Origin of the sequence: Sphingomonas panacis (assembly GCF_001717955.1) — a bacterium.
GTDB classification, from domain to species: domain Bacteria; phylum Pseudomonadota; class Alphaproteobacteria; order Sphingomonadales; family Sphingomonadaceae; genus Sphingomonas; species Sphingomonas panacis.
Genome location: NZ_CP014168.1, coordinates 810329 through 828849, shown reverse-complemented (window position 1 = coordinate 828849; position 18521 = coordinate 810329). Strand labels below are relative to the sequence as shown.

Genomic DNA, 18521 nt, shown 5'->3' with positions numbered 1-18521 from the left:
GTCAGTCATCGGAATCTACGCGCCGTGGACGGATTGCCCTCAGGTCGCCGGGGGTGGGGCGCGAGCGTGCCCAGCGAGGCAGAATGAACACGATGCAGGCGGTTTGCACGCCGAAGCTTCTTCGCAGCGCGCCGAGTGCGCCCGCATGATAGCCGTCGGCAATGGATCGCTTAAATGCCGGCGCGAGCAGGAGGCGGCTACGGTATCGGCAACCAGAGGTGCCGATGATCGCCATGGCCCAGAACCGACAGGCGATTCGCCCGTGCAGCAATGGCTGGTCTTGGAAAACGCGGTGTTCACTCGTCAGCTGCGGAATGACTTGGGTTGGCCGGGAGCGGCCGATGCGGAGCTCTCAAAAGGGATGACTTCACGAGCAAGATCGTCCTTCCGCGGTCTTAGCCGCTAAATTCGAGCAGCCGTCACGCTTGGCGGTGCGGCTTTCTCGATCAACCGTTGCTACCCGCTGCAGCTACGAGCCGCCTGCGGTTGAGCTTTTTCGTAAAGAAACGCGCCACCTCCACATCACAGCGGGCATAAAATGCCGTGCGGTCGAACCCCCGCGCGCTGGGGCGTAGCTGTGGCATGGACGCGGGATCGGCACGGGGGCCAGGAAGTCGAAGTGCCCTGCGCCGGGTACGGTATGGAATTCAGGCTTGTTCGGCAGCGTTGCGCGAACCGCATCCGAATAGAAGGAAGCGGGAAGAATCCGATCGTCATCGGCGCGCCAGAGTTGCACGCGGACGCGGACATCCGCCAGTCCTGGACGGACACGATGTGATCGAATGCATTCGCCTTCTGCGTCCGTCTTTGCCTTTCCGTCTTCATAGATCGAGACTTCCCTGGGTGAGGCCAATCACAAATCACGATCTCGCCGCCCGCAAGGCATGCCGTGTTCGCGAGATTCTTCGGGCTGCCCGCTTTCGCACCCAGAGCAGCGCGCCCGTCACCGAAAGGCCCGTCACCATCAGGCCGACGGCGGCGGTGGCGATGCGCCAGGGGAGGCCCCCGACGTCTGCCATATGGATCGCCGTGATCCATTCGGTGAACGCGTAGGCACCGCTCTGACCTTGCGGCACCACGGTTTTGAGCGGCCTTCCGGTGTCGCTATCGAAAATCGTCACGGTTCGGCCCCCTGTCGCACGCATGTCGGCGGACGAGCTGAAGATGTACGCGTAGACCCCGGCATCGGGGCGGTGCAGCAGGCCGCTGTCGCGTGTCGAGTCGATAGTGAAGCCGAGCCGAGCGGCCTCGCTGCGCGCGATGGCGCGCCCCAACCGCTCGGCCGCGCGGAAATCGAGCTTGGGGTGATAGCGCGGGTCGGCCAGTGGGACGATACCGTCCTGCAGCCTCTGATAGCCGAACACTCGCATCACCGGCTCATAAACGACCGCCAGGTTGAACGACACGCCGGACCAGGCGAAGACCAGCAGCAGCGGCCATAACCAAAGCCCGCCGGCACGATGCAGATCGAAATTCAGCCTGTGCTTCCCCCCGTGCCATCGGACTCGCCAGGCCGGCTTCCACCGAGCCGACCACTTGGGTGCGCGCCGACCAGCGGAAGCGTGATCCCGCCGCCACGAAACCGGAAGCGTCAGATAGAAACCGACGAAGCAATCGAGCGTCCACACCAGCGCCGCGACGCCGAAGGCCAACAGCCCCCACGGGCCAAGCGCCAACGAATAGTGCAGGCGGTAGATGAAGGGCATGAGATTGACCAAGCCCTCAGAAATGTCGCCCCATGTGCGATGCCCCAGAGTCCGGCCGCTGTAGGGATCGACGAAAAGCTCGTCCCATCGGCTTGACCAGGGCACGCTTGCGCCGGTGCGTTGATCGATACGGTTCACGCGCAGGACCACGCTCCGGCCGGTCGCGAAACGAAGCGGCAGATAGTCGATCATCCCACCCGGGTGACGTGCGAGCACGACGCCGCGCAGCCTCTGGGGATCGAGCATCGCCGCGCCGGGGCGCGGTGGCGCGACCCGGTGAAGCCGCGGTGCGGACCATGTCTCGAGATCGTCGTTGAACGCGAGCAGGCTTCCCGTCAGGCCTGCGACGATCAGGAACAGGGCGATGGTCAACCCTGCCCAACGATGCACGATCGCCCAGACTGTACGGATACGCATGGCGTCGTCGAGACCGCGATCAGAATTTCGTCGTCAGGTTCACCCGCCACGTTCTCGGCGCGCCGGGCCATACTTCGAACAGGCTGTACGCATTGCTGTAGTAACGCTCGTCGGTGAGATTCTCGAGGCTGGCGCCCAGCTTGACGTTGCGGGTCACCGCATAGCCGATCTGCGCATCGATCCGCCAATAGCTCGGCAGCGAGAAACTGTTCTCGATATCGGCGGCGCGGTCGCCGGTGTAGGTTGCCGAACCGCCGAAGGAGACGCCGACGAGCGGGCCGGTGCGAACGTCATAGTCGCCGCGCAACACCACGCTATGCTCGGGCGTGTTGCGGATACGCTTGCCGATCAGGGCGGCGTCGTTGTCCTCGGTGGTCTTGGCATCCATATAGGCATAGCCCGCATAGAGGGTGAGTCCGTCGATCGGCCGCCCGGTCGCCGACAGTTCGAACCCCTTGGCGACCTGCTCACCGATCGCGACGAGGAAGCCGGGCGAGACCCGGTCCGCCACCGCGACGTCGCCGCGCTTCAAGTGGAAGAGCGATCCGTTGAGCGCGAACGCACCGCCGAGGAGGACAGCCTTGGCGCCGACCTCATATTGCGTTCCGGTCTCGGGTTTCAGGGCTTCGCCGCTCGCCCGGATGCCCTGCACCGGCAGGAACGAGGTGGTGCGATTGGCGAACAGCGAGATCGAAGGCGTTGGCGTGTAGAGAAGGCCGAACTGGGTGGTCCAGGCGGTCTGGCTCTGGTCGCGCGTCAGCGCCGCGGCTCTGCCACGCGTGCTCACCACCGTCTGCCGGTAATCGGACCAGCGGACACCGGCGATCAGCTTTATCTGGTCCGTCAGCGCAACGCGGTCCTGCGCGAACAGGCCCGCGGTGCGCGTGCTTTCATCGTTCGTCGTACTGCGGCTGGGGATCAGCGTGGTCGTTGGCCGCGCCGTCATCTGATGGGTGGGCGCGAAGAGGTCGAGGTCGGGTGCGAGGCTGGTCGCGCCGGTCGTATGTCGGTCGAACCAGGTGTATTCACCACCCGCCACGAGGTCGTGAGAGAATGGCCCGGTTTCGAAACCCACGCCCAGATCGGTATGTGCGGTCCACGTATTGCCGGATGATACCGACGCGAGCACGGCCCGCGACAGCGTGCGTTGGGTGTCGTCGGCCCATCCGAGCAGACCGAGCACGCCCTCCTCGTCGCGATATTCGTGCATCCACGAGAGCGCCGTCCGCCAGCGTATCCGATCGCTGAAGGCATGTTCCACGCGCGCTGTGATGTCGCTGTCGTCGCGGATCGAGGGACGGAACGTGGGGTCGGTCAGTGTCAACGCACGCGCGAACCGGCCGTTCGGGTTGGGCAGCACGGTGCCTTCGGCGGGTAGGCCGTTGAAGAAGCCGTTCAGCCGGTTGCGCGAATACATGCCTTCCAACGTGACGGTCGTCGCGTCGCCGGCATCGACCGCCAGCACCGGCGCGACGAAGACATGGCGGCGGTGCCAATAGTCGATGAAGCTGTCGGCATCGTCATAGGCGCCGGTCACGCGAAACCGGAGGGCACCCCCTTTCGTCACTGGCCCGGTCAGATCGACGGTGCCGCGAAAATCGTCGTAGCGGCCGTAGCTGACGCTGGCGCTTCCCGCCCACTCTCGCTTCGGTTGTTTGGTGACGACATTGACGACCGCGCCGGGCTGAAGCTGGCCGTAGAGGACCGAGGCCGGCCCTTTCAAGACTTCGATCCGTTCGATGCCGATGCTGTCGCGCGGCTGCCGCATCGTGGAAACCGCGATGCCGTTGATGGTCTGGTTCGCGAGGAAGCCGCGGATCAGATAGGTGTCGCCAAACGCATCGAGCGTCGATCCGTCGCGGGACGCGCCTGGTACGAAGCGAAGCGCATCGCCCACCGTGTCGCTGTTGCTGGATTGGATCAACTGGCTGTCTATGACATCGACGGTCTGCGGAATGCTGAGCGCGGTGTCGCGCGTGAGGCGCCCGAACACGAGGATCTCCGCCTGCATGGGATCGACGGTCGCGCTCGCGGCCGGCGATACCGTTTGTTCGGTCCGCACAAGACCGTAACCGCCCCGGCCGTCCGGCCTCGCTTCAAGCCCGGTGCCATGCAGCATCTGATCGAGCGCTGCCTTGGGGTTCAGGTCGCCCTGCACGCTACCGCTCCGCTTGCCCCGCATCAGGCTCGCATCCGCCACGACGATCACGCCGGACGCGCGCGTGAAGCGCACCAGCGCGCGCGCCAGCGGTTCCGTCGGCAGGTCGAAGGCGCGCGCGGCGTTCGGCGTCTGCGCCGCGGCGGGCAGAACCGGAATGACAGCGCAGCAGAGCAGAGCGCTCGCGCAGCGCAGGAAGCGATTGGTCATGATGATCCCCCAGAATCGGTTGTTCGACCTACGGACGGATCAGCGGCGCAGAGGGACAGCGTGACACATCAGAATTTTTCAGCGACGACGAACCGTGATCCGGTCGGACTCTCGCTCCACCATCACGGGCAGCGCGGCACTGATGCTGGCAAGAGCGCGATCGCCATCGGTGATCGGGAAGGCGCCCGACAGGCTGAGTCCTTCCAGCTCCGCAGCCCGGAATCGAATGGGCGTTTTCCGGTATCGGTTGAGCCGGTCGATCACTTGGGCAAGCGGCAGGTCTTCCGCGATCAGCAACCCCTCGCTCCATGCGGCCTCGGCCACAGGATCGACATCGGCGAGCTGGTGCGCGCCCGCACTGTCGAGCCGTGCCACCTGGCCGGGGCTTAGCGTCAGACACCTGCGGGCGCCCTCGTCGGCGCACGCCTTTACGCGGGATTTGATAACGGCGACGATTGTCCCGTCGCCGTCGATCCGCACGGTGAACGCGGTGCCGAGCGCACGCGCCGTCCCCTGCGACGTGCGCACGACGAATTCGCGCGGATCGCCGTGCCTCACCTCGGCCATGACGCCGCCACGCCACAGCCGCACCGAGCGCCGAGATTCGTCCACGTCGATCGCGCTGTCGCTGTCCAGGGTTACGCGATCCGCCGTCGCGAGCCGCACCGATCGCACTTCACCGCGCGCGGTTCGCGCGTCGGCGATGTGAACGCGGACGATCGGGCTTCGCATCGCCGACCAGCCGAGAAGACCCGCCCCGCCAAGCAGCAGGATCGCAAGTAGACCGCCGCGGCGCGGCCGCTTCGTCAACATGGTATCGAGCGCGGTCTGGCTGACCGCGTCCTGTTGCGCGACGCGCCCGGCGATCCGGCTCATCCTGTCGAACGCCACGCGGTGCGACGGATGCGCATTCATCCAGCGATCGAACCGCGCCCGTTCGGCGGCATCGCTCTCTTCATAGCCGAGCCGCGCCTGCCACAGGGCGGCCTCTTCTATGACGGCGCGGGTGGGTTCGACAGGATCAGTCGGGGCATTCATGCGTGACCAGGTAACAATGCGCGAACGCGCGTGCGACATATTGTTTCACCATGCTCACCGAGACGCCGAACTCGGCGCCGATCTCCGCATAGGGGATGCCATCGACCCTGCTCATCAAGAAAGCGCGGCGCACGCGCTCGGGCAACGCGCCGAGCAACTCCGCCAGCGCGGCCAGTTCCTGTACCGCCTGCGCGATCCGGTCGGGCCCGGGCTGCGCCGCATTGCCAGTGTGGAGAGCGAACGCCTCCAGGAAACAGCGTTCCGACGTCTGACGCCGGACATCATCGATCAAAAGCCGTCGCGCGACGGTCGCCAGATAGCGACGCGGATGCGAATGCAGCGCCAGATCACTCTGCGCGGCAAGGCGGCAGAAGGTTTCCTGCACCAGATCGCTGGCACGCGCGTGACATTCCGCACGGCCCGTCAGCCAGTTCAGCAACCAACCGCCATGAGCACGATAGATGGATTCAAGAGAGGTTTGTGCGAGGCCGGACACAAGGCGTCGCTAGCGAGTGTGATAATAGGTCGCAATAGCTATTGTGGTGGGCACTTATCACGGCATGGCGCAAATGGTGCCTGGTCGGCGGCTTCCGCAGGCGCCCGAGGCATGCGCGATTCCCTTACCCGGAAATTCCGGAGTTGCCGGATAAATATCAAGGTTAGCGAATGGCATCGCTACGCGGAAAAGAGGAGCAGTGTTGGGGTTTTCTGGACGTTCGAACCTGTTCGATCGGGCGGTCCGGCCGGATTGTGCGACTCAGCGGACTCGCTGGCGCCTTGCGGATTTCCCAGTCGGACCTGATCTGACGTGCTCCGATTGGCTGGCAATGGGTGCGGCCATCTACTCCACGGTATCCCTTATCAATTTGATTCTACAGGTTTTCGCTGCCGATATTTTTGGCGAAAGTGGTACGGGAGCCGATGTCGGGCGTCTGCCGGACGTTGGCGCCGGCAACAGGTACTCGTCCGGCGTGCGATACGCCCTGCCAGCGAATCAACTCAGTAGGTCGTCTTCCGCAGGGTATACAGATAGGCAGCGATATCGCGCGCGTTGCGCTCGCTCAGCTGCTGGTCGGGCATTGCGTTGCCCGGCACGATCTGCTGCGGATGCCTCAGCCAAAGCACCATCTGATCGGGCTGGTTGGCGAGCCGCCCCGCGATCGTCGCGCGACTGGCGATGCCGGCGAGCGATGGCCCGGCCTGCCCCTGTGCATCGGCGATGCCGGTGATGACATGGCACGCGCCGCAGCCGTAGCGGGACAAAGCGAGCTTGCCGCGATCGACGCTACCTCCGGTCATCTGCTCGGCCTGGGTGCGGGCGTGCGCGACGTCCTGCGCGTGCAGTACCGCGATCGAGGCGATCGCGGCGATCGTGGCCGCCACCAGCAGCGCGGCGATCAGGCGCAGGCTAGTCGGCATAAGCGAGTGTCCCGGGCGAACGGTCCTGCAACAATGCGCGCATCAGCAACACGGCGGCGGCGGCGTGAACAAGGCCGCCTGGCACCCACATGAGCAGCCCGGCGACCTGCTGGTCCTCCGCCGGGGTTAGGCCGAACGGTGCCATGCCGAGTTCCGAATAGCCTGTGTACCAGGGGCTTGCGGACAGTGCCATCAGCGCGCCGAGTGCTCCGGAGATCATCGCGGTCGCGAACAGGCACAGTATCGCGGTGCCACGCTGTGCGGTGTCGTGTCCGCGCAGCATCGCAGTCCAGAACAACAACGCGCTTGCCAAGAAGGACACATGCTGCACGGCGTGCCAGCCCGCGTCCGCAAGCGCGATATCGAACAGCAGCGGCATATGCCAAAGCCACAGCGCCGCCGCCTGCAATGCCGTCGCCAGTATCGGTGCGGTCAGTGCGCGCCAAATCGCGGTAACCGGCTTGGCCGCCCCCGCTCCGCCCAGAACGCGGCGCAGCGGTAGCGGAAACGCCCAGAGCATCACCGCCAGCGGGCGCGAGACCACCAGCAGCGGTGCGGCGACGAGCATCAGCAATTCATGCTCGGCCATGTGCATCGCGAAAGATCGCTCACCCGCCTCGTGCAACGGCGACACCAGCGCACCTGCCAGCACCAGCCAGCCGGCGAGAAAGCAAAGCCCGCGTCGGCGCAGACCCGATGCGCCCTGTCCCGAACGCGCCAGGAGCCGCGCCCACCCGATTGTCGCGACGAGCCCGCTTAGCGCGAGTGGCACCGTGATCCACGTGTCCCACGTCCACCCGACCGATGCGCCCGTTCCGAGGGTATGCGCCCACGCCGCGCCAGGAACCGACAGCGCGACCGGCACGAGACCGCGAGCCGCTCTCACCGGGCGCAACCCGGCACGATCACCGTCGCGGTCGTCTGAAACAGGATCGCCAGAGCGAACACACCCGCGCCGAACATCGCGATCCGGGCCAACCACGGACGCGTCGGCGGATTGCGCGCGGCCTCCGCCCGCGCCGCCGCGCGCGCAATCCATACGGCTGCGCCACACACTGCGAGACTGGCCACCCCCCACAGCGGCCCCGCCCAGCCACCAATCTCCGCGCACGCACCGCGCAGGGACACGCCCGCACCATATTCGAAACAGATCCACGCCAGCGGGGGAAGCATCAAGCCGATCCAGGCGCGCCGCCCGCCGCGATGCCGCCGGGATGCGTTCACATCCATCGCGGCACCCAATAGACCAATACGTAGATCGGCAGCCACGCCATCACCACGAAGGTCCAGTAATTGGAATTGTCCTCGACGTCGGCGAACTGATCGTCGCCGACTTCGTGCGTGAACAGCCATACCGACAGCACGGCCGTATCGCCGAGATCGGTGACGACATGCGTGGTGTGCAGCACCATCAGCAACCACAGCGCCGAGCCATAAGCGTCATGGTCCCAGCGCACCCCGAGATGCTGAAGCTCGAACCACCGCGCCGCCGCCAATGCGATTCCCAGGATCGTCATCAGCGCGGTGCCATAGCGCACCGCCCGCACGTCCTTCGCTTGAGATCGTCTGAGCAACCAAAGGTTCGGGATCTCGCTCGCCAACAGGCCGATCGTGAAGATGCCACTCCACATCAAGGCAGGCGGTATATCGCCAGTCGGTGGCCAGTGCGGCGTCTGGCTCGCCAGATAGAGGTACACGCCGGCCGCCAGCAGGAAGCCGGTGCCTTCGATCAGCATGAAGCCGATATTGCCCCACCAGACGAGGTGGCGCGGCCCCGACGCGCTCTCGGGCAGGCCGGAGAGATCACCGACGCGGCGCTGCGGGCGCGCGCTCATTGTCCGCGCGCCCGCAGCGGCCCGCTGGTGGCGCGCCCGCGCACCGGCCAAAACCACAGGATCAGCCCGATCGCGACCGGCACCATACCCCATACGATCGCCCAGGCGGTGAAGATGCTGCCGACGAACATTGCCGACACCGCCATCGCCGCCGCCAGCGGCCAGATCGAAGGCGCCGGGCTGTGTTGGCGGTAGAGCGGGATCGCATCCACGACCGACGTCACCAGCACCTCGCGCGCATCGTCCTTGAGGCCGGTCATCACCGGCAGATCGTCATGCTCCCACAGCGGCGCGATGCCGGTGACGACGGGGGTATGCTCGAAATTATACGGCGGCGGCGGCGATGGCGCGGCCCATTCGAGCGTCGGCCCGCCCCACGGGTCGGCACCCGCAGGCGCGCCGCGCCAATAGCTGAGCAGTGCATTGCCGACCAGCACCAGCCCGCCGAGTACCGACACGGCAGCGCCGATCGTCGCGAGCAGGTTCAGCCCACCCCAGCCCATCTCCGGGCCATATGTGTAGACCCGTCGCGGCATGCCTTCGAGGCCGAGGATGTGCATCGGGAAGAAGCCGAGATTGAACCCGCCGACGATCAGCCCGAACGCGACGATGCCCCACCGCTCCGACATCATCCGGCCGGTCGCCTTCGGATACCAATAGCAGAACGCCCCGAACAACGGGAACATCGCGCCGCCGACCAGCACATAATGGAAGTGCGCGACGATGAAATACGTGTCGGTCAATTGCAGATCGAGCGGTGCCGAGGCGACCATGATGCCCGACAAGCCGCCGATCACGAAGGTCGCGATGAAACCGACCACCCACAGCATCGGCGTCGCGAAGCGCGGCTGCCCGCTCCAGATCGTCGCGATCCAGCAGAAGATCTGGATGCCCGCAGGCAATGCAATCGCCATGCTCGCGGCGGTGTAGAAATCGTTGCCGAGCCGGGGCAGTCCGACCGCGAACATGTGATGCACCCACAGCCCGAAGGCGAGCACGGAGATCGAGAGCAGCGACAGAACCATCGCGATATGCCCGAACAGCGGACGCCGCGAAAACGCCTCGACGATCGCGGAGACGAACCCGACCGCCGGCACGAAGATGATATACACCTCTGGATGGCCGAAGAACCAGAACAGATGCTGGAACAGCAGCACGTCGCCGCCACCCGCCGGCGTGAAGAACTGGGTGGAGACGAGCCGGTCGGCGATCAGCATGCTCGTCACCAGCATCACCGCGGGCAGCGCGAAGATCGTCATCAGCGACGCGATGAGCATTGCCCACAGGAAGAACGGCATGCGTGCCAGCGTCATGCCGGGTGGTCGCATCTTGAGGATGGTCGCGGCGATGTTCACCGATGCGGACAGCGCGGCGACCTCGGTGAAGGTGATCATCTGCGCCCAGATGTCGGCACGGTGCCCCGGCGCATAGCCTGGCCCCGATAGCGGCGGATATTCGAACCAGCCGAGATCGGGCGTGATGCCGAGCGCATGTGGCACCCACAGCATCAGCACGCCTCCAAAGTACAGCCAGTAGCTGAACGCGGTCAGTCGGGGGAAGGCGAGGTTGCGCGCACCGAGCATCAGCGGCACCAGCCAGATGCCCATCGCCTCCATCACCGGCACCGAGACGAGGAACAGCATGGTCGAACCGTGCAGCGAGAAGCTCTCATCGTAAAGTTGAGGCCCCATCCGCGTGCCGTTCGCGGTGCTGAGTTGCAGCCGCATGTCGAGCGCGAGCATGCCGGCGAGGAACAGCATCGCCACCACGGTCACGATGTAGCGCGCGGCGATGCGCTTGTGGTCGACCGTGGTCAGAAACCCCCACCAACCCGGCCGGTCTGCCCAGGTCTCGTCCAGCCGGCTCACTTGCGCGACTCCAGATAGGCAGCCGTCGCGTCGATCTGCGCGCCCGTCAACGCGACCGCCGGCATCAGCGTGCCGGGTTTGAGTGCCTGCGGTTGCGCGATCCAGCCTTGCAGCGCGCCACGGCTCATCGGCAACGTCCCCGCCGCGACCGAACGGCGGCCACCGACATGCGTGAGATCCGGCCCGGCGCGCCCGCGCGCCGCGGTACCGCGGATCGTGTGGCAAGACGCGCACGGCCCGTTCGTCACCACCATCGCAGCGCCGGCAGGCGGCGTCGCCGGGCTGGCTTGTGTGGCAAGCCATGCGGCGAACTCGGCGGGCGTGTCGACCTTCACATCGAAGGCCATGTGAGCGTGCTGCGCGCCGCAGAACTCCGCGCACTGGCCGCGGAACCAGCCGAGCCGGTGCGGCGTAACGTCGATCGCGTTGGCGCGGCCGGGGATCACGTCCATCTTGCCGGCGACATTCGGCACCCAGAAGCTATGGATCACGTCCACCGAACCCAGTTCAATCCGCGCCGTGCGCCCTGCCGGCAAGTGGAGTTCGTTGGCGGTTTCGATCCAGCCTGTGCCTGCCGGATCGCGATACTGAATGCGCCACCACCATTGCTGCGCGGTGACACGCACCACCAACGCCTCGCGCTTGCGTTCATTGGCGAGTTCACGCTCGACCACGAAGCTGCCGAGGATGAGGATCGTCAGCCCTGCTACGATCATCCCCGCCCATAGCCCGAGCCCCTTGCTCAATCGGCGATCGTCGGGCGACGTCTCTGGCGTACCGGTAAGGCGGCGTCGTCCGCGCCAGATGCTCGCCCCGAGCAGCGCCATCACCAGCGCGTAGACGATGCCGCAGACCCAGAACATGAGCATCAGCAGCCAATGCTGCCACTCCGCCTGAAGCCCGGCTGGCGCGAGCGGACTCTGCGGCCCGGCGCACGCGGCAAGCGGAAAAAGCCAAGCGAACGACCAAGCGCCTCTCATCGCAGCGCCCCCGTCCACGTCTGTCCCTGCGGCTCGCCACGCAGATCATGTACCTGCCGCTGCGCCCGCGCCGCGCCCGTCTGTGGCAGGCTGCGAATGTAACCGGCGATTTGCCAAATCTGCTCCGACGGGATGCGGCTGCCGGAGGTGTGGCCGTGCGCGACCGCAGCGTAGATATGCGCGAGATCGCGCCCGGCGCCCGCCTTGGCCAGATCGCCTGCTCCACCCACCACATGGCAGCGCCCGCACCCGTACCAGGTGAAGTATCGGCCGCCCTGCGATATCTGATAGGCGTTGTTCTCGTAAGCGGCCGCGCGCGGGTCCTGCGGGCCGCGCGGTGATGTCTGCGGCTGGTCGGCCGCGATAACACGCGCTTCTCTCTCGCATGCCGTCAAGGCCAGCAACGCGGCAGGCGCGAAAGATAAAAGGCGCCTCACGGTTCAGCCAATTCTCGCAGTGCAGTGGCCGTCGAGATGTTGAAAACGCTTCCGGGAGGCAGCGCTATCTTCGTCCCGATATGCGCTCCAGGATAAGACGACATTGATGTAGGATAACCTAAATCTCTTCCTTACCTACAGTGAAGGAAGTGACGACGGTATGCAAGGCATCCGCGGTGCAGGCTAAAGGCGCATATCAACTCTGCCGATGAAGCCTCAAGTTGCGCGAGGACGAAACGACTTTGCTCGTCGAACCGCCGGCCGGTCGCCGACCCAAGATTGCAGAGCTTAGGCGGTGGGCCGCCGCAAACCCCGACGGGCGCAGCAAGACTTGGAAACCAGACGGGGCACGTCGCGTTACCACATACACCATTTTCAAAGAGGAGGATCGACCATGCAGATTCCGCACAACACCTTCGTGCTGGTCGCGGACGGCCGCAAGATGCTGTTCTTTCGCAACGAAGGTGACGCCGCGGCGCTGAACTTACAGGTCGAATTGGCCGAGGAGCATGCGGATGCCCCCGACCGCGACCTGAAGAGCGATGCGGCCGGCCGAGCGTCCTCGACGCAGAGCGGCGCCTCCGCACCTGCCGCAGCGCAAGGCGGATCGAACCAAAACATGGGCAGCGGCGGTGGCGCGCAGTTCGCGCCGTCACGCGGCTCCATGGGAGAACCTGATTATCACCAGCAGGAGGAGGAACGCTTTGCTGCGGAAATCGCCGAGATGCTGAAACGCCGTGCTCTGGCCAACGCGTACGATGCGCTCGTCGTGGTTGCGCCGCCGAAAACGCTGGGCGAGTTGCGCAAGCATTATCACAAGGAAGTGATTAGCCGTTTGCACGGCGAGTTGGCCAAGGATCTCACCGGACGCCCGGTGCCTGAGATCGAGAAGGCGCTGGCCGATGCTTGACCAAGCCACGCACGCTTAGCCTACGCACGGGCCTCCAGCGACTGTGAGGCCGTCGTGCTCTCGCCATTGCACCGCCATCAAGAAAGTGCCCTTCAGCGCGGGCAGGTGTCGACGTTCAAGCCAGAGCGGCGGGCATCATCGGCTCAAGAGTTGCGATGATCTGTCGATCCTTGAGCGGCTTCTCGAGCAAAGCGACCGCCTCGAACCGGCTGGGGATCGCCCAGCGATCGTAGCCTGTCGCGAAGGCGAACGGGACACCGCGCGCCGCCAGCGCATCCGCGACCGGAAAGACCGGATCGCCGCGCAGGTTGATGTCGAGCAGCGCCGCGTCGATCCGCGCCTCGTGTGCCACCATCGCCGCCGCCGCTTCCACCGTCGGGCATGGCCCCAAGACCTCCGCGCCCGCCGCGACCAGCGCCGCGCACACGTCGTCGGCGATCAGATACTCGTCTTCGACCACGAGAATGCGGCGCCCAACAAGCCCTTGTTCAGACATTGCTTCTCTCCTTGAGCAATCGCTCACGCGGGATATCGACCTCGATCGTGCATAGCACCCCATCGGGCATAAAGGTAAAACTGGTCCGCGCGCCCAATTGATATGGCAAAGCACGCTCGATCAGTTCGCGGCCGTAGCCACCGCCCTTGGGGGTGGCCTCGGCGGCGGGTACGTCGGGGACGCCGGTCTCGCGCCATTCGACGTGGAGTCGCTCGCCGTCGACGATGTGCCAACGGACCGAGAGGTGCCCGCCCGGACGCGCCAGCGCACCATATTTCACGGCGTTGGTCGCAAGTTCGTGGAGCGCGAGCGCGAGGGTCTGCACCAGCGCGGTTTCGAGCGGCACGCCGTCGGGTCCGCCGATCGACACCTGCGCGCCATTGCCTTGCGCATCGATGTCGACGTGCGCGCACAGTTCGGCGCGCAGCAACGCATCGAAACTGATCCGCTGCCCGCCCCGCCGCGACAACAATCCTTGCACGCGGGTAAGCGCATCGAAGCGGTCGCTGATGCACCGGCGGAATTCTTCGAGCGAGCTGCTTCCCTTGAGTGTGCGCAGCATCACCGCCTGCGCGACGGCCATCAGATTGCGCGTGCGGTGCTGGAGCTCGTCTACCAGCACCGACTGCTGTGCGCGCAGCGTGAGCAGGTCGTCGATATCGGTCGATGTGCCGAGCCATTCAAGCACCACGCCTTCCGGCGTCAGCACCGGACTCGCGCGGGTCTGGAAGTGGCGATAGCAACCGTCCGCGCCGCGACGGATGCGACCTTCGAAGGTGAAGCCGTGCTGTGCATCAACCCGCGCCCAGGCTTGCCGCGCACCCTCCCGATCGTCTGGGTGGAAAGCGTCCAGCCAGCCGATGCCTTGGCTCTTCGCATTGCTGAGTTGCGTGTAATCGGACCATTGTGTGCTCGACCATGTCCAGTCGCCGTGATCGACCGCACGCCACACCAGTTGCGGAATGCCGTTGACGAGCGTGAACAGCCGCGCCTCGGTGCGGCGCAGGACGTGGTTCGCCTCCGTCAGTGCGCGGGTGCGCTCGGCGACGCGGGCCTCCAATTCGCTGTTGAGCCGCTGAAGGCTGTCGTTGGCGACTTCCAGTTCCTCGGTCAGCACCTGAAGCTCTTCGAAAGCGACCCGCAGTTCCTCATCGGATGCAGATGACGCAAGATCGGATGCATTTTCGGTCGTCGCGCGGTCGGCTTGTCTTGCGCGCGCATGCGTCGCGTGCAGTCCCTGCAATTCCCGGCCAAGCGCCGTGACGCGCCCTAGCAACCGGTCACGATCCTCGGTCAGCCGGCTATTCTCCTCGAGAGAGGACTCGAGTGCGGTCCGCAACTGTTCGTTTTCGTCGCGCAGACGCACCAACGTCTCGCCGTCCGGGTTGCTGCCAGTGAAGTGCATGGTCGGCCCTCTGTTCGCGAAACAACGCTCTGGTTCCGAAAAAGCAGCAGATTTTTCCTTGATTATTGTACCCGAGCGCCGCCCTGGATCGTTGGGGTTGCGAGGAGAAACCATGCCTAGCAAGGATATCGTGGTGATCGGCGCGTCCGCCGGCGGTGTCGAAGCATTGCAGAGGCTAAGCGCAAGTCTGCCCCCTGACTTCCCCGCCGCCATCTTCGTTGCGCAGCATCTGTCGCCGAATGGGCGCAGCCTGCTGCCGCTGCTGATCGGGCGTGTCGGGCCGCTGCCGGCCAGTTCGCCGGAAGATGGCGAGGAGATCGTGCCGGGGCGAATCTACGTCGCCGCTCCCGACCAACATATGCTGTTGCGGCCCGGCCGGGTGCTGATGCGGCGCGGCCCCAAGGAGAACCGGACGCGCCCGGCCGTCAATGCGTTGTTCCGCTCCGCCGCAGCAGCTTACGGCGGTCGCGTGATCGGCGTGGTGTTGACCGGGCTGCTCGACGACGGCACCGAGGGGCTGATCGCGATCAAGGCCGCGGGCGGGCTTTCGGTGATCCAGGATCCGGCCGATGCCGCGTGGCCATCGATGCCGCAGAACGCATTGAAGCGCGACCATGTCGATCACCGCGTCGCGCTCGACGGACTTGGCGAACTGCTTGGCCGGCTGGTGCGTGAGCCGGCCGGCGTCAGTGTGCCGCTTCCCGAGGAATATATCATCGAGGACCGCATGGCCGCACAGGATTTTGCCATCATGGAACCAGACTTCGTGACGCCGGGCCAACCCAGCCACTTGTCCTGCCCCGACTGTGGCGGCGTGTTGAACCAGATCGAAATCGAAAACGAACTGCGCTTTCGCTGTCAGGTCGGACACGCGTTCACGCCGCTCGGACTGGCGGCGGCGCAGAATGACGAACTGGAACACGCACTCGCGGTCGCCGCGCGTACGCACCGCGACAGGATGCGCCTCTTCGAGCAGATGCGCGACAGCGCCGAAGCACGCGGTCTGCAGCATGCAGAGGCGCGCTGGAACTCCGCTTCGCAAGAGGCGTCTCAGATGATCGAGGTGCTGGAGCAAGCGATCGCCCGGCTGAGTGCGCCGCTGTCCGACGGTGAAGCCTGAGCGACCCGTCTGTCAGGCGGACCGCGATTCCGCCGAAAGCGCCGCAGCCTTGCGTTCGTATTCTTCAGCGAAATTCCGATGAACCTCGGCTATCGAAGACGCCTGCGCCGTCTGCGCCCGCTCCCGGGATTCCTGCGCACGCCGCTCGAAATACCGCCGGTCGATCTCATCAAACATCGATGCCCCCATTCGCTGGGGCTATTATGCTGATGAGCAACGCCCGCAGCTATAACGTGCGCTATGGAATCCACGTTTTAGACGGCATTCGTATTGATTTCGATCAGCGTCCGGCAATCAACTGTTGCCGCTCGCTGATGTCATGCACGATCGCGACGAGGATCGGCGGGTGTTCATCTGCAAAATATTGCATGCAGATCTCTACCGGATACTCACGGTTCGCGGCGTCCCGCACCAAGGTTTCGAACACGATCTCGGATTTGTCGCCATTCATGAGCGGCGCAAGCAACGCCTTGATGTCACCCGCGCGGATTCCCGCCAACACATCGGTAAGCGTCATAACCGCGAGTTGCTGCTCGCTATAGCCGAGCTTTTTTTGTGCACCTTCGTTGGTGAGCATGAAGGTGAGCGTCGTGGGGTCGAGGAAGTATATCTCATTCAGTGCATGGCCCATGATACGGCCAAGATAGCGGCCATATTCGTCGCGACGGTGCTCGTCCGTGACATCCTGAAACAGCAACACAAGTCCCTGGCTACCGCGATCCTCGTCAAGCAGACCCGAGATCACGATATTGCACAGGATGCGCCGCCCGCGCCGATCGATCCCCTCAACAATGCGTTCGACCTTTTCCTCGCGCCCGGCCCGTACCGCATTCATTGCGTCGCGCAGCAAATGAATCGGCAGGCCGATATCGAGTTCCTCGAAGCTGGTGCCGACCACCTCTTCGGCGCGTAGCCCCCAGGCGTTCTCGCTCCAGCGGTTCCAACTCTGGATCGCGAGCTTGCGATCGAGCACGATGATGCCCCCGTTCATGCTGCGTAGCACCGATTCCAGATAGATCCGGTAATTCGACGCTTGCTCTGCCTGGACGCGCAGTTCCTCGTTGACCGACTCCATTTCCTCGTTGCTCGACCGGGCTTCCTCGTTGAGCGTTTCGAGTTCCTCGTTGGTCGATTGCAACTCCTCGTTGGTGGTCTCCAGTTCTTCGTTGGTCGACTGGAGTTCCTCGTTGGTGGTCTCCAGTTCCTCATTCGCCGACTGGAGTTCCTCGACCGCGTTTTCGAGAGTCTCCTGCGCCGCCTCCAGTTCCATCTGCAGGCTGTGCATCCGGGTGGTATCGAGGAAGCAGAGCAACACCGCGTAGACGCTCCCATCCGCGCGGGAGAGTGGGCGCGCATCGATGGTCAGCCGCATCACGTCGTTCTGCGTCAGGCGGTATTCCTGATCTTCCAGCCGGACGCTGCGATGGCTGCGGAACACTTCCTCCATCGGTCCTCGCAACTCCATCGGCCGGTAGGAGATTGGCAGATCCTGGAACGGACGACCGATATCGTCCTCGCCGACGCCGAGCAGATGCCGCGCGGGATTGTTGACGAATATGACCGAGCCGGCTTCGTCGACCGCGAGCAGCGCCTGCCCGCATTCGTTGAGCACCGCCTCGAGCATCGCCGGGCTGGACTGCGGTGCCTCCGTCCGCGGCGGGCGACTGCCGCCGAAGCCCCCGCCGATCGGCCGCCGCCATTCCTGTGAAACCTTGGTGAAGATGCGCTGCTTCATTTCCACCACCTTGAACAAAGGTGATCGGGCCAGTTGCGTCTCGGCCTTACCGAGGAACAGATATCCATCCGGGTTGAGCGCATAATGGAGCCTTGGCAGCACGATGCCTTGCGTCTCCACCTCCAGGTAGATCAGTAAATTGCGGCAGACGAGCAGATCGATCCGCGAGATCGGCGCGTCACGGACGACGTTGTGGCGCCCGAAAATCACGCATTTGCGCAACTCCCGTTCGAATACGTAGTGATTGTTGGTACGCTCGAAATAGCGTTCGAGCATTTTGGCCGGGACTGCCTCGACATCGCGCGGCAGATATGTCGCGAGCCGCGCCACCTTCAGCGCTTCTTCGTCGAGATCGGTCGCGTAGATCTTCACGCGATTGCAGAAATCGGCCGTGCCGAGCGCCTCGGCGAGCAGCATTGCAATCGAATATGGCTCCTCGCCGGATGCGCAGCCGACGCTCCATACGCGGATCGGTTTGTCGGGTTCGCTGTTGGCAACCAGGCGCGGCACCACCTCGTTCTTCAGCACGTCCCAAGCCTCACCGTCCCGGAAGAACGAGGTGACGTTGATGAGGACGGTATTGAGCAGGTTCTCGAATTCGCCCGGAGCAGCTTCGAGATGCTCCTGATAGGCGACGAACGTTTCGACACCGACCGCCTCCATCCGTAAGGTGATCCGGCGCCGGAGGCTGGCGCGCTTGTAGCCGCGAAAGTCCAGCCCGCGGCTCTCCTGAATGTAATGGAGCAACGCCTCGAATTCGATATCGGGCAGGGGTTTCTCGGTCATG

The 18521-nt window shown here is 64.8% G+C and carries 17 protein-coding genes; 2 read left to right on the top strand and 15 right to left on the bottom strand.

The features are described 5' to 3' along the window. Positions 1–860 precede the first annotated feature (860 nt). From J0A91_RS03830 to J0A91_RS03785, 11 genes are all read right to left on the bottom strand, one after another. Positions 861–2123, bottom strand: coding sequence for a PepSY-associated TM helix domain-containing protein (locus J0A91_RS03830; RefSeq protein ID WP_069203803.1), 1263 nt, complete (start codon positions 2121–2123; stop codon positions 861–863). Positions 2124–2142: 19 nt separating this feature from the next. Further along, positions 2143–4491: a TonB-dependent siderophore receptor gene (locus tag J0A91_RS03825; protein WP_206364978.1), complete on the bottom strand. Its 2349-nt coding sequence runs from the start codon at positions 4489–4491 to the stop codon at positions 2143–2145. A 78-nt stretch (positions 4492–4569) separates the two neighbouring features. After that, positions 4570–5529, bottom strand: coding sequence for a FecR family protein (locus J0A91_RS03820; RefSeq protein WP_069203802.1), 960 nt, complete (start codon positions 5527–5529; stop codon positions 4570–4572). Continuing rightward, positions 5513–5968: a sigma-70 family RNA polymerase sigma factor gene (locus J0A91_RS03815; RefSeq protein ID WP_206364977.1), complete on the bottom strand. Its 456-nt coding sequence runs from the start codon at positions 5966–5968 to the stop codon at positions 5513–5515. Before J0A91_RS03815 ends, J0A91_RS03820 begins: the two co-directional genes overlap by 17 nt. 560 nt (positions 5969–6528) lie before the next feature. Beyond that, complete coding sequence (locus tag J0A91_RS03810; protein WP_069203800.1) at positions 6529–6948, bottom strand: c-type cytochrome; 420 nt, start codon at positions 6946–6948, stop codon at positions 6529–6531. Further along, a complete protein-coding gene (locus J0A91_RS03805) occupies positions 6938–7834 on the bottom strand; it encodes a cytochrome c oxidase assembly protein (protein WP_169833079.1) in 897 nt (298 codons plus the stop codon). Before J0A91_RS03805 ends, J0A91_RS03810 begins: the two co-directional genes overlap by 11 nt. After that, the gene (locus J0A91_RS03800) at positions 7831–8121 is read right to left on the bottom strand and encodes a hypothetical protein (RefSeq protein WP_169833078.1); all 291 of its coding nucleotides are present in this window, start codon (positions 8119–8121) and stop codon (positions 7831–7833) included. The genes J0A91_RS03805 and J0A91_RS03800 overlap by 4 nt, the downstream gene beginning before the upstream one ends. Positions 8122–8168: 47 nt before the next feature. Then, positions 8169–8783 (bottom strand): cytochrome c oxidase subunit 3, encoded by a 615-nt coding sequence (locus J0A91_RS03795; protein WP_069207003.1) that lies wholly within the window; start codon positions 8781–8783, stop codon positions 8169–8171. Continuing rightward, entirely contained in the window at positions 8780–10651 is a 1872-nt protein-coding gene (locus J0A91_RS03790) for a cbb3-type cytochrome c oxidase subunit I (RefSeq protein ID WP_069203798.1), read from the bottom strand. The genes J0A91_RS03795 and J0A91_RS03790 overlap by 4 nt, the downstream gene beginning before the upstream one ends. Further along, entirely contained in the window at positions 10648–11631 is a 984-nt protein-coding gene (locus J0A91_RS24780; RefSeq protein WP_069207002.1) for a cytochrome c oxidase subunit II, read from the bottom strand. Before J0A91_RS24780 ends, J0A91_RS03790 begins: the two co-directional genes overlap by 4 nt. Beyond that, positions 11628–12068 (bottom strand): c-type cytochrome, encoded by a 441-nt coding sequence (locus J0A91_RS03785; RefSeq protein WP_150126821.1) that lies wholly within the window; start codon positions 12066–12068, stop codon positions 11628–11630. Before J0A91_RS03785 ends, J0A91_RS24780 begins: the two co-directional genes overlap by 4 nt. A 394-nt stretch (positions 12069–12462) precedes the next feature. Here J0A91_RS03785 and J0A91_RS03780 point away from each other — a divergent pair, with 394 nt between their 5' ends. Further along, positions 12463–12978 carry a host attachment family protein gene (locus J0A91_RS03780; protein ID WP_069203796.1) on the top strand — a complete coding sequence of 172 codons (516 nt, stop codon included), beginning with the start codon at positions 12463–12465 and terminating at the stop codon, positions 12976–12978. 115 nt (positions 12979–13093) lie between these two features. Here the strand turns inward: J0A91_RS03780 and J0A91_RS03775 are convergent, their stop codons facing one another. Next, a complete protein-coding gene (locus tag J0A91_RS03775) occupies positions 13094–13474 on the bottom strand; it encodes a response regulator (protein WP_069203795.1) in 381 nt (126 codons plus the stop codon). Then, positions 13467–14879 carry a sensor histidine kinase gene (locus J0A91_RS03770; RefSeq protein WP_069203794.1) on the bottom strand — a complete coding sequence of 471 codons (1413 nt, stop codon included), beginning with the start codon at positions 14877–14879 and terminating at the stop codon, positions 13467–13469. Before J0A91_RS03770 ends, J0A91_RS03775 begins: the two co-directional genes overlap by 8 nt. Between J0A91_RS03770 and J0A91_RS03765 the strand changes: the two genes are divergently transcribed. Next, positions 14878–15999, top strand: coding sequence for a chemotaxis protein CheB (locus tag J0A91_RS03765; RefSeq protein ID WP_150126820.1), 1122 nt, complete (start codon positions 14878–14880; stop codon positions 15997–15999). The genes J0A91_RS03770 and J0A91_RS03765 overlap by 2 nt on opposite strands. 12 nt (positions 16000–16011) lie before the next feature. On the opposite strand, the gene J0A91_RS03760 is transcribed toward J0A91_RS03765, so the two are convergent. Both J0A91_RS03760 and J0A91_RS03755 read right to left on the bottom strand, forming a co-directional pair. Then, the gene (locus J0A91_RS03760) at positions 16012–16176 is read right to left on the bottom strand and encodes a hypothetical protein (RefSeq protein ID WP_169833077.1); all 165 of its coding nucleotides are present in this window, start codon (positions 16174–16176) and stop codon (positions 16012–16014) included. Positions 16177–16279: 103 nt separating this feature from the next. After that, entirely contained in the window at positions 16280–18520 is a 2241-nt protein-coding gene (locus tag J0A91_RS03755; RefSeq protein WP_069203792.1) for a CheR family methyltransferase, read from the bottom strand. Between the last annotated feature and the right edge of the window lies 1 nt (position 18521).

What these genes read in the sequence shown, in the direction of transcription:
- J0A91_RS03755 (WP_069203792.1), bottom strand. Translation starts at nt 18,520, where the DNA reads ATGACCGAGAAACCCCTGCCCGATATCGAATTCGAGGCGTTGCTCCAT.
- J0A91_RS03760 (WP_169833077.1), bottom strand. Translation starts at nt 16,176, where the DNA reads ATGTTTGATGAGATCGACCGGCGGTATTTCGAGCGGCGTGCGCAGGAA.
- J0A91_RS03765 (WP_150126820.1), top strand. Translation starts at nt 14,878, where the DNA reads ATGGTCGGCCCTCTGTTCGCGAAACAACGCTCTGGTTCCGAAAAAGCA.
- J0A91_RS03825 (WP_206364978.1), bottom strand. Translation starts at nt 4,491, where the DNA reads ATGACCAATCGCTTCCTGCGCTGCGCGAGCGCTCTGCTCTGCTGCGCT.
- J0A91_RS03820 (WP_069203802.1), bottom strand. Translation starts at nt 5,529, where the DNA reads ATGAATGCCCCGACTGATCCTGTCGAACCCACCCGCGCCGTCATAGAA.
- J0A91_RS03800 (WP_169833078.1), bottom strand. Translation starts at nt 8,121, where the DNA reads ATGCTTCCCCCGCTGGCGTGGATCTGTTTCGAATATGGTGCGGGCGTG.
- J0A91_RS24780 (WP_069207002.1), bottom strand. Translation starts at nt 11,631, where the DNA reads ATGAGAGGCGCTTGGTCGTTCGCTTGGCTTTTTCCGCTTGCCGCGTGC.
- J0A91_RS03775 (WP_069203795.1), bottom strand. Translation starts at nt 13,474, where the DNA reads ATGTCTGAACAAGGGCTTGTTGGGCGCCGCATTCTCGTGGTCGAAGAC.
- J0A91_RS03770 (WP_069203794.1), bottom strand. Translation starts at nt 14,879, where the DNA reads ATGCACTTCACTGGCAGCAACCCGGACGGCGAGACGTTGGTGCGTCTG.
- J0A91_RS03795 (WP_069207003.1), bottom strand. Translation starts at nt 8,783, where the DNA reads ATGAGCGCGCGCCCGCAGCGCCGCGTCGGTGATCTCTCCGGCCTGCCC.
- J0A91_RS03810 (WP_069203800.1), bottom strand. Translation starts at nt 6,948, where the DNA reads ATGCCGACTAGCCTGCGCCTGATCGCCGCGCTGCTGGTGGCGGCCACG.
- J0A91_RS03780 (WP_069203796.1), top strand. Translation starts at nt 12,463, where the DNA reads ATGCAGATTCCGCACAACACCTTCGTGCTGGTCGCGGACGGCCGCAAG.
- J0A91_RS03830 (WP_069203803.1), bottom strand. Translation starts at nt 2,123, where the DNA reads ATGCGTATCCGTACAGTCTGGGCGATCGTGCATCGTTGGGCAGGGTTG.